Source organism: Streptomyces sp. NBC_00045, assembly GCF_045041095.1.
Lineage (GTDB): Bacteria > Actinomycetota > Actinomycetes > Streptomycetales > Streptomycetaceae > Streptomyces.
Window position 1 is genome coordinate 7,453,422 of record NZ_CP108271.1, and the last position, 14,447, is coordinate 7,467,868.

General features: G+C 72.3%; 12 protein-coding genes. 5 read left to right on the forward strand and 7 right to left on the reverse strand.

The window, feature by feature from the left end:
- Nucleotides 1–4: 4 nt before the first annotated feature.
- A complete protein-coding gene (locus OHA65_RS34445) occupies nucleotides 5–685 on the forward strand; it encodes a (2Fe-2S)-binding protein (RefSeq protein WP_327280043.1) in 681 nt (226 codons plus the stop codon).
- 265 nt (nucleotides 686–950) lie between these two features.
- On the opposite strand, the gene OHA65_RS34450 is transcribed toward OHA65_RS34445, so the two are convergent.
- Both OHA65_RS34450 and OHA65_RS34455 read right to left on the reverse strand, forming a co-directional pair.
- Nucleotides 951–2,717 carry a S8 family serine peptidase gene (locus OHA65_RS34450; RefSeq protein WP_327280044.1) on the reverse strand — a complete coding sequence of 589 codons (1,767 nt, stop codon included), beginning with the start codon at nucleotides 2,715–2,717 and terminating at the stop codon, nucleotides 951–953.
- Nucleotides 2,718–2,985: 268 nt separating this feature from the next.
- On the reverse strand, nucleotides 2,986–4,344 hold the full coding sequence (locus OHA65_RS34455) for a cation:dicarboxylate symporter family transporter (RefSeq protein ID WP_327280045.1): 1,359 nt from the start codon (nucleotides 4,342–4,344) through the stop codon (nucleotides 2,986–2,988).
- 108 nt (nucleotides 4,345–4,452) lie between these two features.
- Between OHA65_RS34455 and OHA65_RS34460 the strand changes: the two genes are divergently transcribed.
- Both OHA65_RS34460 and OHA65_RS34465 read left to right on the forward strand, forming a co-directional pair.
- On the forward strand, nucleotides 4,453–6,057 hold the full coding sequence (locus tag OHA65_RS34460) for a sensor histidine kinase (protein ID WP_327280046.1): 1,605 nt from the start codon (nucleotides 4,453–4,455) through the stop codon (nucleotides 6,055–6,057).
- Nucleotides 6,054–6,809 carry a response regulator gene (locus OHA65_RS34465; RefSeq protein WP_329315473.1) on the forward strand — a complete coding sequence of 252 codons (756 nt, stop codon included), beginning with the start codon at nucleotides 6,054–6,056 and terminating at the stop codon, nucleotides 6,807–6,809. The genes OHA65_RS34460 and OHA65_RS34465 overlap by 4 nt, the downstream gene beginning before the upstream one ends.
- Here OHA65_RS34465 and OHA65_RS34470 read toward each other — a convergent pair.
- The gene (locus tag OHA65_RS34470) at nucleotides 6,761–7,612 is read right to left on the reverse strand and encodes a tyrosinase MelC2 (RefSeq protein ID WP_327280048.1); all 852 of its coding nucleotides are present in this window, start codon (nucleotides 7,610–7,612) and stop codon (nucleotides 6,761–6,763) included. The genes OHA65_RS34465 and OHA65_RS34470 overlap by 49 nt on opposite strands.
- Entirely contained in the window at nucleotides 7,609–8,013 is a 405-nt protein-coding gene (locus OHA65_RS34475; RefSeq protein ID WP_327280049.1) for an apotyrosinase chaperone MelC1, read from the reverse strand. Before OHA65_RS34475 ends, OHA65_RS34470 begins: the two co-directional genes overlap by 4 nt.
- Nucleotides 8,014–8,287: 274 nt before the next feature.
- Here OHA65_RS34475 and OHA65_RS34480 point away from each other — a divergent pair, with 274 nt between their 5' ends.
- Nucleotides 8,288–9,679: a glutamate decarboxylase gene (locus OHA65_RS34480; protein ID WP_405758326.1), complete on the forward strand. Its 1,392-nt coding sequence runs from the start codon at nucleotides 8,288–8,290 to the stop codon at nucleotides 9,677–9,679.
- A gap of 296 nt (nucleotides 9,680–9,975) precedes the next feature.
- On the opposite strand, the gene OHA65_RS34485 is transcribed toward OHA65_RS34480, so the two are convergent.
- Together OHA65_RS34485 and OHA65_RS34490 are read right to left on the reverse strand one after the other, a co-directional pair.
- Complete coding sequence (locus OHA65_RS34485) at nucleotides 9,976–11,697, reverse strand: sigma-70 family RNA polymerase sigma factor (protein WP_405758329.1); 1,722 nt, start codon at nucleotides 11,695–11,697, stop codon at nucleotides 9,976–9,978.
- Nucleotides 11,698–11,773: 76 nt separating this feature from the next.
- On the reverse strand, nucleotides 11,774–12,430 hold the full coding sequence (locus tag OHA65_RS34490; protein ID WP_327280052.1) for a MerR family transcriptional regulator: 657 nt from the start codon (nucleotides 12,428–12,430) through the stop codon (nucleotides 11,774–11,776).
- Between the two features lie 182 nt (nucleotides 12,431–12,612).
- Here OHA65_RS34490 and OHA65_RS34495 point away from each other — a divergent pair, with 182 nt between their 5' ends.
- Nucleotides 12,613–13,590, forward strand: coding sequence for a hypothetical protein (locus OHA65_RS34495; protein WP_327285892.1), 978 nt, complete (start codon nucleotides 12,613–12,615; stop codon nucleotides 13,588–13,590).
- Between the two features lie 45 nt (nucleotides 13,591–13,635).
- Here OHA65_RS34495 and OHA65_RS34500 read toward each other — a convergent pair whose 3' ends face one another.
- Entirely contained in the window at nucleotides 13,636–14,433 is a 798-nt protein-coding gene (locus OHA65_RS34500; RefSeq protein ID WP_327280053.1) for an IclR family transcriptional regulator, read from the reverse strand.
- Nucleotides 14,434–14,447: the final 14 nt, after the last annotated feature.

The window sequence follows — 14,447 nt, forward strand, 5'->3', positions numbered from 1 at the left end:
GCGCATGGAGATGCAGGACGTACTGGGCCGACTGGCTGCCGTCGGGCCGTTCTTCGCCGTGCCCTACGGGACGGAGCCGCCCGGCGCCGGATTCAGGCCGCTGAGCGACCTGTACGGGCGCCAACTGGAGCCGTACGTCGCCGAGGTGGGGCGGCGGATCGGCAGCGGGCCCGGCAGGGTCGCGGCTTCGACCGCGCAGTTCGGGATCGCCTCGCGACTGTGGTCGATCGGGCTGGGCTGCGCCGCGCTGGGCGGGCGGATCCCGGACCTGGCCGTCGACAGGGTGTGGTGGCGACTGCCCGAGACCGGGTCGCTGGAGCTGTGGCTGCCCGAACCGGGCAGGGGGGACCTGTCGTCCGGGGCGCTGGGGCAGAACGTGCTCGGCCACCTCGCGGTGCTCGACGCGGAGGTGCGGGCGCGGTACGGGGTGTCGCCCAAGGTGCTGCGGGGGAACGCCGCTTCGGGGCTGGTCGGGGCGCTGCGGGTGCTGATCGACCGGGTTCCGGGCGGACCGGCCGTGTCCCTGGCGGCGGAGCTGCTGGCCGAGGGCGGGGCGCTCGGCGGGACGGGCACCTTCATCCACGAAGAAGGCCTCGGGGTGGCCTTCGTACGCCGCAGCTGCTGCCTCTACTACAAGGTGCCCGGCGGCGGACTGTGCGGGGACTGCGTGCTGCGGACCGGGTAGCCGGGCGGGAACGCGGGGACCGAGGTCGTGCCGCGGATCGAGGCGCCGGCGCCGGCCCTCCGACCACGACTTCGAGCAGTTCTACTCCGGCCGGCCCCGGCAGGTGCACGACCTACTGGGGCGCGGCGCGAGTACGTGAAACCGACCGGGGCCACCGGGGCGCAGTTGCACTGCTCCCCGGTGGCCCCGCAGCAGCACCGACACGTCGTCTTCGGCCGGCTCGCCGACGTCTGCGGCGTGAGTGCGGCAGTGGTGCCTCAGCGCCTCAGAAGGTGAGGTTCCAGGCGTCGATCTTGCCCGTGTCCGCGTTGGCGTTGTCGTTCACGCGGAGCTTCCAGACACCGTTGGCGACCTCGGAGGACGCGTTGACGGTGAAGCTCTGGACGATGTTGTCGGTGCCGCCGCCGGCCCGGTTGCTCAGGGTGTAGACCGAGCCGTCCGGGGCCACCAGGTCGACCTTCAGGTCACCGATGTACGTGTGCTTGATGTCCACGCCCACCTTGAGGGTGGCCGGCGCGTTGCCGGTCACCCCGCTGACGGTGATGGGGCTCTCCACGGTGGCGTTGTCGTTGATCGCGAAGTCGCCGAGGTTCTCGAAGTACTTCCCGGGCGGAGGGGTGGAGCCCACCGCCTTCAGCGCGTCGACCTGGCCCTCGCCGAAGAACGAGTTGTTGGCCGCGGTGCCGGTGCAGCGGCTGTCCGACGGGCAGGCGATGTCGTTGGCCTGGGTGGCCAGCTTGTCGCGCAGCTGCGCCGGGGTGATGCCGGGGTTGGTGCTGGCGAGCAGCGCCGCGACGCCCACGACGTGCGGGGTGGCCATCGAGGTGCCGCTCTTGGTGCCGTACTTGCCGCCCGGCAGGGTGGAGTAGACGTCGCTGCCCGGGGCCGCGACGTCGATGACGCCCGAGCCGAAGTTCGAGAACGAGGCCTTGGTGGTGCCGGTGCCGTTCGCCGCGACCGTGACCACGCCCGGGAGCTCGGTCGGGATGTCGAGGCAGGCGTTGGTGATGGTGCGGGTGACCGGCGTCGAGTCGTTCGGGCTCGCGGAGTCGGTCGTCTTGTGGGCGAGGTCGTAGTCCTCGTTGCCCGCCGCGGCGACCTGGAGGGAGCCCTTGCCCTCCGCGTACTCCTGGGCGCGCTTGACGCCCTCGATGATGGCGGCCTGGTCGATGTTGTCCGGGCAGTTGAACTGCCACGGGTCCGTGTAGTAGCTGTTGTTGGTGACCTTGAAGCCGTGGTCACCGGCCCACACGAAGCCGCAGATGGTGTTCTCGGCGAAGAAGAACGCGTTGCCCGGCTCGGCGACGCGGACCGCGGAGATCTTCACGCCCGGGGCCACGCCGACGACGCCCTTGCCGTTCTTGGCGGCCGCGATGGTGCCCGCGACGTGGGTGCCGTGGGTGTCCACGTCCCGCCAGGCGCCAGCACGGGTGTCCGGCTTGCCGTAGGCGCAGGAGACGGAGTCGGCGGCGTTGAAGTTCGGCGCCAGGTCCTGGTGCTGGTCGTCCACACCGGTGTCCAGGATGCCGACCTTGACGGAGGCGGAGCCGGTGGTGACGGCCCAGGCCTGGTCCGCCTTGATCTGGCTCATGTCGGCGCGGACGGGCTCGCCGGCCGGGGTCGTGGACTGCGCCGGGTTGGCGGGCAGCGCTGGGTTGTAGGCGTCGGCCGGAACGTCCGAGGTACGGGTGGCCCCGACCTGCTGGACCCCGCTGACCCCGCGCATCGTCGCGGCGAAGCCGGCGGACGAGGAGTGGGCGACGATCACGCCGATGGCGTCGAAGTTCGAGAAGACGGTGCCGCCGTTGGCGGCGACGGCCGAGCGCACGGCCGAGCTGTCACCGGGAGCGGTGATCACCAGGTAGGCACGGGTGCCGGCAACCCAGGTCGCACTCTGGGAAGACGGCGCCGCGGCCTTGGCCTTGGCGGGCGCGGACGGGACGGACTGGCCGGAAGGCGAGACCGGGGCGGTGCCGGCGAGCGCGGCGGGGGCCCCGAAGGCGAGTGCGGCGCCGAGGGTGGCGGCCAGCACGAGGGTACGTCGAGGTCGGCTGGATATGTGGGGTATCAATGCGTCCTCCGAAGACGGCCCGGAGGTGCTGGTGGCACCTACCGGGCCGTACGAAACGAGTGGTGGACGCAAGATGTCAGAAGCGTGCCCGGGTACGGAAGTACCTTTTACCGCACGACACTTCAAAGCCCCATGGCCGAAAATCGACCATGGGGACGGTGTGCGGGCCGACCGGGCTGGGCACCGTGGGGGCGAGCCCTGCCCGGTCGGCTCGTGACGGGCGTTCCGCTTAGGCGGGTACGCCGTCCTTGGCGCCGGCCGGCGACTGGTCGGGCACTGTGGGGATCTCCGTGCCGTGACCGTCGTCGACCAGCGTGGTCTCGTCGAACTCCAGGCGTCCCGCGAGGACTTCGGCGGCCCGCCCGCGGTCGAACTCCTTGGTCCAGGTGCCGATGAGCACCGTCGCCACCGCGTTGCCCGCGAAGTTCGTCAGCGCCCGGGCCTCGCTCATGAAGCGGTCGATGCCCACGATCAGCCCGACGCCGTCGACGAGTTCCGGACGGTGCGACTGGAGCCCACCGGCCAGCGTCGCGAGCCCGGCTCCGGTCACGCCGGCCGCGCCCTTCGAGGCCACGATCATGAACAGCAGCAGCGAGATCTGCTCGCCCAGGGCGAGCGGCTTGCCCGTCGCCTCCGCGATGAACAGCGAGGACATCGTCAGGTAGATCGCGGTTCCGTCCAGGTTGAACGAGTAGCCCGTCGGTACCGTGATGCCGACCACCGGCTTGGAGACGCCGAGGTGCTCCATCTTCGCGATCAGCCGGGGCAGCGCCGACTCCGACGAGGAGGTGGAGAGGATCAGCAGGAACTCGCGGCCCAGGTAGCGCAGCAGCGAGAACACGTTGATCCCGGTGCACACCCGCAGCAGCGTGCCGAGGACGACGAACACGAACAGCAGGCAGGTCGTGTAGAAGCCGATCATGATGACGGCGAGTGACTTCAGGGCGTCGATTCCGGTTGCGCCGACCACCGCCGCGATCGCGCCGAACGCGCCCACCGGCGCCGCCCACATGATCATCGCGAGCACCCGGAAGACCAGCTTCTGCACGTGCCCGATGCCGCGCAGCAGCGGCTCGCCCGCCGGACCCATGGCCTGGAGCGCGAACCCGCACAGCAGGGCCACGAGCAGCGTCTGGAGCACCTGGCCGCCGGTGAAGGCCGAGACCAGGGTGGTCGGGATGATCCCGAGCAGGAACTCGGGCGTGCTCTGCGCCCCTCCCGCCTTGGCCTGTGCCTCTCCCGCGTGCTTGACGGCCTCGGTCAGGTGCAGTCCGCTGCCCGGCTCCAGCAGGTTGCCGACGAGGAGTCCGATGGCCAGCGCCACCGTGGACATGATCATGAAGTAGCCGAGGGCGAGGCCGCCCACGGCGCCGACCTTCGCGGCCTTGCGCACCGACCCGATGCCCAGCACGATGGTGCAGAAGATCACGGGCGAGATCATCATCTTGATGAGGTTCACGAAGCCGGTGCCCAGCGGCTTGAGCTCCACGGCCGTGCCGGGTGCGGCGAAGCCGACGGCGATGCCGAGGAGCACCGCGGCGATCACCGCGATGTAGAGATAATGGGTCTTGTCGCGTCTGCCGGCCACGGCTCGCCTCCTGGTGGTGAATACGTCCCGGGAGGACCATCGCCCGAGGCTGTGACCCCGGTCACCGTTGCGTTCATTGAGTTCACAGCTGGGTGCACACTGAACGCCATGTTCCGGTTCCCTCGTCCGCCGCGCAGCCTCGCCGGCCAGCTCTTCGCCATGCAGGTGTTGCTGGTCGCCGTGGTAGTTGCCGGCTGCGCGGTCTTCGCGTACGCCACCGCCCGCGGGCAGGCCGAGGAGGCCGCCCGGCGCCAGGCGGGCGCCGTGGCCCGCGCGGTCGCCGACTCCCCGTCCGTGCGCGAGGCCGTACGCGGGGCGGCGGACGGCGGCAATCCCTCGCTCGCCCTCCAGCCCTACGCCGAGCGGGTCCGCGTCGACTCGGGGGTGGACTTCGTGACGATCATGGCCCCGGACGGGCGCCGCTGGACCCACCCCGACCCCCGCCGCATCGGCGAGCCCTTCATGGGCAACACCGCCCGCGCCCTGCGCGGCGAGACCTTCAGCGAGACCTACACCGGCACCCTCGGGCCCTCCATCCGGGTGGTGACCCCGCTCGTCGACGACGGCCGGGTCACCGGCATGGTCAGCGCCGGCATCACCGTCCGCGCGATCAGCGCCCGGCTCGCCGAGCAGCTCTCCGCCCTCGCCTGGGTCGCGGCCGGCGCGCTCGCCCTCGGCGGACTCGGCACGTACGTCGTCAACGCCCGGCTGCGCCGGCACACCCACGGGATGAACGCGGGCGAACTCAGCCGGATGTACGACTACCACCAGGCCGCCCTGCACGGAGTCCGTGAGGGCCTGCTGATGCTCGACGGCCAGCGCCGGATCACCCTCATCAACGACGCCGGACGCGAACTGCTGGGCCTGCGGGGGGACGTCAGGGGCACCGGTGCCGCCGACCTCGGGCTGCCCGCGCCGCTCACCGGCGCCCTGCTCGCCGACCGGCCGCGGGTGGACGAGGTGCACCTGACCGCGGACCGGGTCCTGGTCCTCAACAGCTCGCCCGTCGCGGGCGGCGGCCGTCGCGGGACCGTGGTCACCCTGCGCGACCACACCGAACTCCAGTCGCTGACCGGCGAGCTGGATCAGGAACGCGGATTCACCGAGGCGCTGCGCTCCCAAGCCCACGAGGCGGCCAACCGGCTGCACACCGTGGTCTCCCTCATCGAACTCGGCCGCGCGGACGAGGCGGTGGAGTTCGCCACCGCCGAACTGGAGCTGGCCCAGGCCCTCACCGACGAGGTGGTCACCGGCGTCGGGGAACCCGTCCTGGTGGCGCTCCTGCTGGGCAAGGCCGCCCAGGCGCACGAGCGGGGCGTCGAACTGGTCGTCACCGCCGACAGCCGCGCCGTCGACGGCCGGACCGGAACCGTGCCGGCCAGGGACCTCGTCACCGTGCTCGGCAACCTCCTCGACAACGCCGTCGACGCCCTCACCGGTGTCCCCGGGGCCCGGATCGCCGTCACCGTCCGGCCCGACGAGGACGGGCTGCTGCTGCGCGTCAGCGACAACGGCCCCGGGCTGCCGACGGGCGCCGCCGCCGATGTGTTCCTGCGCGGCTGGTCGGGGAAGGGAGAGGGGCGCGGCCTCGGCCTCGCCCTGGTCCGGCAGGTGGCCCATCGGCACGGAGGCAGCGCGGTCGCCGCCGAAGTGCCCGGCGGAGGAGCCGAGTTCACCGTACGCATGCCGATGGGAAGGGAGGCGACGCCATGAGCGACGCCCGTGACGGCCGCGAGGCACGAGAGGCACGAGAAGCACGAGAGGCGCCCGCGGTGCGGGTGCTGGTGGTCGAGGACGACCCCGTCGCCGCCGACGCGCACGCGCTGTACGTCGGCCGGGTCCCCGGCTTCACCGCCGTCGGCGCCGTCCACTCGCTGGCCGGGGCCACCCGCATCCTGGAGCGGACCGGGGTCGACCTCCTGCTGCTCGACCTCGCCCTGCCCGACGGCAACGGGCTGCGCTTCGCCCGCCGGCTGCGGGCTTCCGGGCATCCCGTGGACGTGATCGTGGTGACCTCGGCGCGCGACCTGGCCGTGGTCCGCGAGAGCGTCTCGCTCGGCGTGGTCCAGTACGTGCTGAAGCCCTTCGCCTTCCCGACGCTGCGCGAACGGCTGCTGCGCTACGCCGAGTTCCGCGCGACGGCGGGAGAGGCGGCGGGCCAGGACGACGTGGACCGGGCGCTCGCCGCCCTGCGTGCCCCCGGGCCCGCCGAGCTCCCGAAGGGGTTGAGCGCGCCGACCCTGGACCGGGTCGGCGCGCTGCTGCGGGCGGCGCCCGAGGGACTGACCGCCGCGGGGGCGGCCGAGGCGGCCGGGATCTCCCGGATCACGGCCCGCCGCTACCTGGAGCACCTGGTGGACACCGGGCGGGCGGACCGTACCCCCCGCTACGGCCAGGTCGGGCGCCCCGAGCTGCACTACCGCTGGCTGGCGGCGGCCGGGACCGGCTCCGTGTCGAAGGTGTAGTGCTTCCGGTGGTCGAGCATGTCGGCCGGAGTCACGTCGTTCCACGGCCGCATGGTGTCGTGCAGGTCCACGACGTTGGTGGTGCCGGCGGCCGGCAGGTACGCGGACTTCGGGTTGCGGGCCTGCCATTCGGCCCACAGCTTGTCGACGTAGGCGTGGTGCATCCAGAACACCGGGTCGTTGGGGGAGACCCCGGTGGCCATCTGGCCGCCGACCCAGACGTGCACCCGGTTGTGGAGGTTGGCGCCGCGCCAGCCCTCCAGGTGGTTGCGGAAACCGTTCGAGGAGCTGTTCCACGGGGCCATGTCGTACACCGGCATGTTGAGCACGGCGTCCACCTCGGCCTTCGTCGGCAGCTCGGCCACTCCCGCGCCGAGTGCGCGCCGCAGGTACGCGCGCCCGTCCACCCGTACGTTCACCTCGAACTTCCCGGTGGCGTAGGCGAACGGCCCGTCCATGACCTGCCCGTCGCGGGCCCGGCCGGTGCCGCCGAGGAAGTCGGCGGCCCAGAGGGAGGAGCGGGGGGTCCGGTCGGTGGTCCAGTCCCAGTACGGGAGGGTGACCTCGGCGTCCACTTTCTGCAGGGCGGCCTCGAACTCCAGCAGGAAGCGGCGGTGCCACGGCAGGAAGGAGGGGGAGCGGTGGCCCACCCGGTCGCCAGAGTCCGTGTCGCTCATGATGAACCCGTTGTGGGTGGTCACGAACCGGTCGTAGGCGCCCGTGCGCTTGAGTTCGAGCAGGGCGTTCGTGAAGGCGCGCTTCTCCTCGGGGGTGAGGGCGGCCTGGTTCTTGCGGACGGTCATGCCGTGCCTCCCATGGGCGCGAACGGGACGAGGACGGCTCCCTGGAGCTCGCGCACGGCGGCGCGGGCGAGCGAGGTCGGATCGGCGAAGGTCTCGTAGTGGTTGACCACGCTGATCCAGGTGCCGTCGGCGTTGCGCATCACGTGCAGTTCGCGTCCGTCTATCCGGACGGTGGGCAGCGCGTCGTGGCCGCCCCCGTGGTGGCCGCCGTGGTGGCCACCACCGTCCTGGGCCGGGGCGATCTGGATGCGGCGGCCCTGGTACACCTCGTCGACCGTGCCGGCGGGTATGGAGGCGCGGGAGTCGGTGGCGGCTGCGTGCGCGGTGGCGCCTGCGATGCCGAGGGCGGTGAGTGCGCCGGCTGTGGTGCCCAGGGCCTGCCGGCGGGTGATCTTGTTCATGGGTCGAAGAAGTATCAGGACGGTACGGACCGGTGACCAGTATCCGGACATCCGCGGATAAGTTGCCCGTAGAACGAGTTGGTCGATCTTCCCGTCCGACCCGGCTCCAGCGGCCCGGACGGGAAGATCTTCGAGCAAAAGTCTACTCGACAGTAATTTATCCGGTGACGCGCCGCCCCTATGGGGGGCGTCACACCGTGGAGTCGGCCGGAAGCTCTCGGTGTGCATGTTTGAAAAGCCGGGATTGCCAAGATCAGGAACCTATAGTCCGGATATGGCTCTCCACGAGACTAAAGACGTGAACGCCGGCGATGCCGACTCGGACGTGTTCACGTCCGCACTGAGCAGCCAGGTCCTCCCCAAGTACCGGATGCCCGATGACCACTCACCCACCGAGGTCGTCTACGAACTGCTCAGCAACGAGCTGCTCCTCGACGGCAACGCGGCCCAGAACCTCGCCACCTTCTGCACCACTTGGTCCGACGACGGCGTCCACCGCCTGATGAACCAGTGCCTCGACAAGAACATGATCGACAAGGACGAGTACCCGCAGACCGCGGAAATCGAGGCCCGCTGCGTCAACATCCTCGCCGACCTGTGGAACGCGCCGGCCGGCGGCGCGGCCACCGGCTGCTCGACCACCGGGTCCAGCGAAGCCGCCATGCTCGGCGGCCTCGCCCTCAAATTCCGCTGGCGCACCCGCCGCCAGGCCCAGGGCCTGCCCGTCGACCGGCCCAATCTGGTGTGCGGGCCGGTCCAGGTCTGCTGGGAGAAGTTCGCCCGCTACTTCGACGTCGAACTGCGCCAGATCCCGATCGAGGCCGACGCCACCGGTCTGCGGCCCCATCAGCTCGCCGAGTACATCGACGAGAACACCATCGGCGTCGTCGCCATCCTCGGCGTCACCTACACCTGCGACTACGAGCCCGTCGCCGAGATCGCCACCGAACTCGACCGCATCCAGGCCGAACACGGCTGGGACGTCCCGATCCACGTGGACGGGGCCAGTGGCGGCTTCATCGCGCCCTTCCTCCACGAAGACGTCGTGTGGGACTTCCGGCTGCCGCGCGTCGCCTCCGTCAACGCCTCCGGGCACAAGTACGGGCTCGCGCCCCTCGGCGTCGGCTGGATCGTGTGGCGCACCGCCGACCTGCTGCCTCCCGAGCTCGTCTTCGACGTGGACTACCTCGGCGGCGACATGCCGACCTTCGCCCTCAACTTCTCCCGCCCCGGCGGCGAGGTCATCGCCCAGTACTACCTGTTCCTGCGGCTCGGTCGCGGTGGCTACCGGCGCGTCCACGAGGCCTGCGTCGCCACCGCGCAGTACCTGGCCGGGGAGATCACCGCCATGGGCCCGTTCACCCTGCTCTACGACGGGCTCGGCGGCCTGCCCGCCGTCTCCTACCGGCTCACCGACCAAGCCGCGTCCGGCTTCAGCCTCTACGACCTCTCCGACCGGCTGCGGATGCGCGGCTGGCAGGTCCCGTCGTACCCGCTGCCGGCCGACCGGGACGACACCGTCATCCAGCGCGTGCTGATCCGGCACGGGGTGACCCGCGACCAGATCGCCCTGCTGGTCGAGGACCTGCGCCATGCGGTGGACCACCTCACCGCCACACCCCCGCCGGTCCCGGCGACCGAACCCCGCTCGGGCTTCCACCACTAGGGCCCGCCGTCCGGATCGGGCCGGGCGGTTGCGGCTGCCGCGGCGGGTCCACATCGCGCGCGGGGATCGCGTACCGGCGCGACGTGCGGAACGTGCGGAGCGGGCTGCTGGTGACGGACTCCCCGTACGCCACGGCGGCCCGCCCCGGCAGGTACCTGCGGCGCGGGGTGCCGTCGCCGTGGGTGAACCGGACGACCGCGTCCCGGCGGCCGGGTCCGTGACGATCCGGCCCCGCTCGTCGGTGCTCAGGCCCGCGTCGACGGCGAGCGCGGGCGGCGCGACCCGGTCCGGCCGGGTCACATGCGGGCGCCGAAGTTCTGCGTCCACCACGGGCCGCTCGGTCCCGTGTGGATGCCGACGCCGATCTCCTTGAAGGAGCAGTTGAGGATGTTGGCGCGGTGGCCCGGGCTGTTCATCCAGGAGTCCATGACCGAGTCCGCGGTCTGCTGGCCCCGCGCGATGTTCTCCCCGTACGTCGACCAGCGGTACCCGGCGGCCGTCGTCCGCTTCCCCGGGTCGGCTCCGTCGGGGTTGGTGTGCGAGAAGAAGTCCCGGGCCGCCATGTCGTCGGAGTGTCCCTGTGCGGCGGCCCGCAGCTGCGAATCCTCCTTCAGCGGGCCGCAGCCGGCCTTCGCGCGCTCGGCGTTGACCAGGGCGATGACCTGGCCCGCGACGCCCGCGGGGGCGGGCCCCGGAGCGGGGGTCGAGGGGCGCGGCACCGGCGCCTTGGACTTGGTCGGTGCGGGGCTCGGCGTCGGGCTCGCGGCGGAGGGGCTCGGCGAGGCGGAGGCCGACGGAGAGGGGGAAGCGGAGGGTGAGGGCGAGGCCGAGTCCGAGGGGGAAGCGGAAGCGGCGTCGGGCGCCGACAGCGCGGACAGCGGTGCGGCGGGCGCGGCGTCGGTGTCCTTGTCTCCCGAGCCGGGGAACCCGCCGAGGTAGGCGAGGCCGCCGCCCGCGACGCACGCGGCGATCACCGCCCCGCCGACTGCGCGGCGGCGGCTCTGGCGCCGCTTGCGCAGGACGCTGCGGCCGCCGCCGGGGGTGCCGTCCGCCCTGCCGCCCTGGCCGGAGACCGCGGGGGTGAGCTGCGTCGCGGCGTCGGAGAAGTCCGTGCCGTCGAGGCCCGTGCCCGTGCCCATCCCCGTGCCCGTTGCGACGCCCGCGCCCTCGGAGGCGTACGCCGCGTTCGCCGGTGCGTACGCCGCGCCCGCCGGGACGAAACCGCCCGCCGCGGCCGACCGTACGCCGGCCAGCAGGGCCGCCCCGACCGGGACCAGGGCCAGGCCCGCCAGCAGCCCCTCCGCCGGGAGCAGTCCGCTCCACAGTCCTGCGCACCGTATGCACTCCCGCGCGTGCCGGGCTATTCGCTTGCGCCACAGCGTCGACGGCGCCCCGTCCCAGCCGGCCGTCACCGTGCGCAGCTCCTCGCACGGGGGCTGCGCACCCAGGGCCCGCTCCACCACCCGGGCCGACTCCAGCTGCGCCTTCATCCGCTGCACCCGAACCGCCGTGTGCTGCGGGGACAGTTCGAGGGCCGCGGCCACCTCGGCACGGGTCAGCTCACCGGCGCACTCCAGCCACCACAGCGACAGCAGGGCGCGGTCGTCGGTGTCCAGCCAGCGGGTGGCGCGGGCCGTCTCCCGCTGCTGGCCTTCGAGCTGGAGCCGCAGGACGGTCAGGTCCACGAAGTCGGCGCCCGGGTCGGCCAGCTCCCAGGCCGCTTCGAGTCCGCTCTCGCCGGGGGCGCTGTGCCGGGCCTGCCAGTGCGCCCGCACCCGGTTCATGGCGATGGCGACCAGCCAGGACCGGAAGCTGTCGTCCGACCGCAGCGTGCCCAGCCCGTCGAGCGCCCGCAGCATCGTGTCCTGCACCACGTCGTCCACGTCGCAGGAGCCGTTCAGCGCCCGCCCCACGATGTTGTAGACGAGCGGCAGATAGGTGCTGACCAGCTCGTCCTGTGCGCGGGGATCGCCCGCGCGGGCCGCTGCCACCAGCGCTGCGGTGTGCTGTGTAGTCATGTGAGGTTCCCTGTCCGTACCGGCGGTCGATGATGCCCGATACCTGGGAGACCGTCGAGCGCGGCCCCGATAACGGTTATCCGGAAGAAGATTCCGAAGAATCTTCCGGGGCCCGCGCCGGATAGCGCCGCGCCGAGGCGTCCACCTGGGCGAGCCGCCGCAGCGCCACGAGCATCGCGTCCCCCAGCACGGTGCCCACCACGACACGTTCGACGAGGTCCTCCGGCTGCTCCCGGCGGGCCACGTAGGCGAGGTCGGCGGCGGCGATCAGCTCTCCGGCGGTCGCGAACTCGTCCAAATGCTCCAGATAGTCCCCGTGCCCGACCTTCAGGACGGAGGCCATCGCGGCGGTCAGTGCCTCCACCGCCGGGTGCCCCGGCTGGACCTGCCAGCCGCGCCGCTCGATCAGCTCTTCGGCCATCGCCCGGGCCTCGGTCCGTTCGGCGGTGTCGGAGTCGACGGGGTCGGGCAGGACGAGGTCCACGGTGCGGGCGGCTGCGCCCAGGAGCTTGTGCACGGGACGCTCGCGGTCCTCCACCGCCTCGACCACCTTGCCGACGGAGGCGAGCGGCAGTCCGCCGACGTCGGTGAGGGCGCGGATCAAGTGCAGGCGGCGCAGGTGGGAGTCGCCGTAGTGCGCCTGATTGGGGCTGGTCAACTCCCCGGCGGGGAGGAGCCCTTCGCGCAGGTAGTACTTGATGGTGGGCACCGGGACGCCGCTCGCCCGGCTCAACTCTCCTATGCGCACAGCGTTTTCTCTCTTTCGAACGGGCCGGGGACTTGCGGTACCCGGTCGCGTTATGGATAGTGAAGCTATCGGAAAGTGGACAGTGTGACTATCCATTACGGGGGAATCGTAGGATGCGGATCCACATCGCAGGATGGCATCGGCCGTTATTGCTCTTCACGGCGGCCATGGGGGTGATGACCCTGATTTCGGGGGTCGGGCTGCTCGTGGACGACCGGATGCTCCTCGGATCGCCGATCTGGCACAAACCCTTCAAGTTTTCGGTCTCGTTCGTGCTGTACGGGCTGACCCTGGCCTGGATGCACTCGCTGCTCACCCGTCGCCAGCGGGTCGGCTGGTGGGCCGGGACCGTCGTCGCGGCGGGCAGCGCGGTGGAGATGGTGATCATCGTGGGGCAGGTGGTGCGCGGCAAGCGCAGCCACTTCAACACCGAAACCCCCACGGACGCCGCCCTCTTCAGCCTGATGGGCACGACGGTGGTGGTGCTGTGGCTGGGCACCCTGCTGATGGCGGTCGTGCTGTGGCGCCAGCCGCTCGCCGACCGGGCCACCCAGTGGGCGATCCGGCTCGGCTCGGTGATCGGGCTGGCGGGACTCGCCGTCGGTTTCCTGATGACCCAGCCCACCGCCGACCAGGCGTCGGGCCGGATCACCGGCACGGTCGGCGCGCACGGCGTCGGGACCGCGGACGGCGGCCCGCACCTGCCGGTCACCGGCTGGGAGTCCACCGGGGGCGACCTGCGGATCGCCCACTTCGTCGGCATGCACGCGCTCCAGGTGCTACCGCTGCTGGCGCTCGGCCTCGCGTACGCGGCCCGGCGGTACGGATGGGCGGCCGACGCGGGGGTGCGGCCACGCCTCGTACTGGTGGCAGGGCTCGGGTACGCGGGGCTGGTCGGGCTGACCGTCTGGCAGGCCCTGCGCGGGCAGGCGCTGAGCTCGCCCGACGGGCTGACGCTGGGCGCCGCCGGGGCGCTGGCCGCGGCCGTCGCCGTGGCAGTGGCGGCGGTCCTGCGGATCGGTGCGGCCCGGAGTCGATCCGGCCCGGGTGGTTCGGGGGGCTCGGGCGGCTCGCCGGGTCCGGGCGCCGCCGGCGGCCCGGGTGGCGCGGCCGGCGCCCTGGTCGGTGCCGAGCCCCGCGGCTGAGCGCACACCGGCCGGCCCGGGCCGGCTCCGGCCGCCCGGGCCGGCTCACAGCAGCGGAGCCAGCGCCTGCGTCGCCGCGCGCAGGGCCGGCGCATACGCCTCGATCTCCTCGCGCGAGACGAGGAAGGTGACCGTGGTGATGCTGACCCCGCCGACCGGGCTGCCCCCGGGGTCCAGGACCGCGGCGCCGATGCACCGGATCGTCGCCTCGTTCTCCTCGTCGTCCATGGCGAAGCCCCGGGCCCGGACCGTCTCCAGCTCCGCCAGCAGCGCCTCTGGGCTGGTCAGCGTGTTCGGAGTGCGGGGCGGCAGTCCCGCGCTCTCGATCAGCGCCCGCACCTGCTCCTCGGGCAGGTGCGCCAGGATGCTCTTGCCGATCGCGGTGCTGTGCAGCGGCATCTGCATCCCGACCCGGGAGGCCGTCCGGAAGGGCTGGTCGCTCTCCAGCTTCCGGATGTAGGTGAGCGTCTCCCCGCTGTGCAGGGCCAGGTGGACCGTCTGGCCGACGGCCTCGCGCAGCTCGCCGAGGATCCGCCCGACGTCCTGCGGTTCGCCCCCGCTGACCAGGGCGGACAGCCCGCGCAGCCGGGGCCCCACCCCGTACCGCGCGTCGCTTTCGGGGCGTACGAAGCCCTGCTCGATCAACGAGGCGAGGATCCGGAAGGTGCTCGACTTGGGCACGGCCGCCGCCGCCACCACATCGGTGAGCCGGTGCGGCCCGCCGGGGGCGGCCACGGCCTCCAGGATCCGCATCGACTTCTCCAGCGCGGTGCCGGCCGTCGAGCTCCGGCCGCCGCGCGGGGGGCCTCCGGTCGCGTCCCGTGTGTTCCCGTCATCGGGCATGTGCTCTCCAAGGC

Bases quoted from the DNA above. Each gene is read 5' to 3' on its own strand.
- OHA65_RS34470 (WP_327280048.1), bottom strand. From the start codon at position 7,612: ATGACCGTCCGCAAGAACCAGGCCGCCCTCACCCCCGAGGAGAAGCGC.
- OHA65_RS34480 (WP_405758326.1), top strand. From the start codon at position 8,288: ATGGCTCTCCACGAGACTAAAGACGTGAACGCCGGCGATGCCGACTCG.
- OHA65_RS34500 (WP_327280053.1), bottom strand. From the start codon at position 14,433: ATGCCCGATGACGGGAACACACGGGACGCGACCGGAGGCCCCCCGCGC.
- OHA65_RS34485 (WP_405758329.1), bottom strand. From the start codon at position 11,697: ATGACTACACAGCACACCGCAGCGCTGGTGGCAGCGGCCCGCGCGGGC.
- OHA65_RS34445 (WP_327280043.1), top strand. From the start codon at position 5: ATGGAGATGCAGGACGTACTGGGCCGACTGGCTGCCGTCGGGCCGTTC.
- OHA65_RS34475 (WP_327280049.1), bottom strand. From the start codon at position 8,013: ATGAACAAGATCACCCGCCGGCAGGCCCTGGGCACCACAGCCGGCGCA.
- OHA65_RS34465 (WP_329315473.1), top strand. From the start codon at position 6,054: ATGAGCGACGCCCGTGACGGCCGCGAGGCACGAGAGGCACGAGAAGCA.
- OHA65_RS34460 (WP_327280046.1), top strand. From the start codon at position 4,453: ATGTTCCGGTTCCCTCGTCCGCCGCGCAGCCTCGCCGGCCAGCTCTTC.
- OHA65_RS34495 (WP_327285892.1), top strand. From the start codon at position 12,613: ATGGGGGTGATGACCCTGATTTCGGGGGTCGGGCTGCTCGTGGACGAC.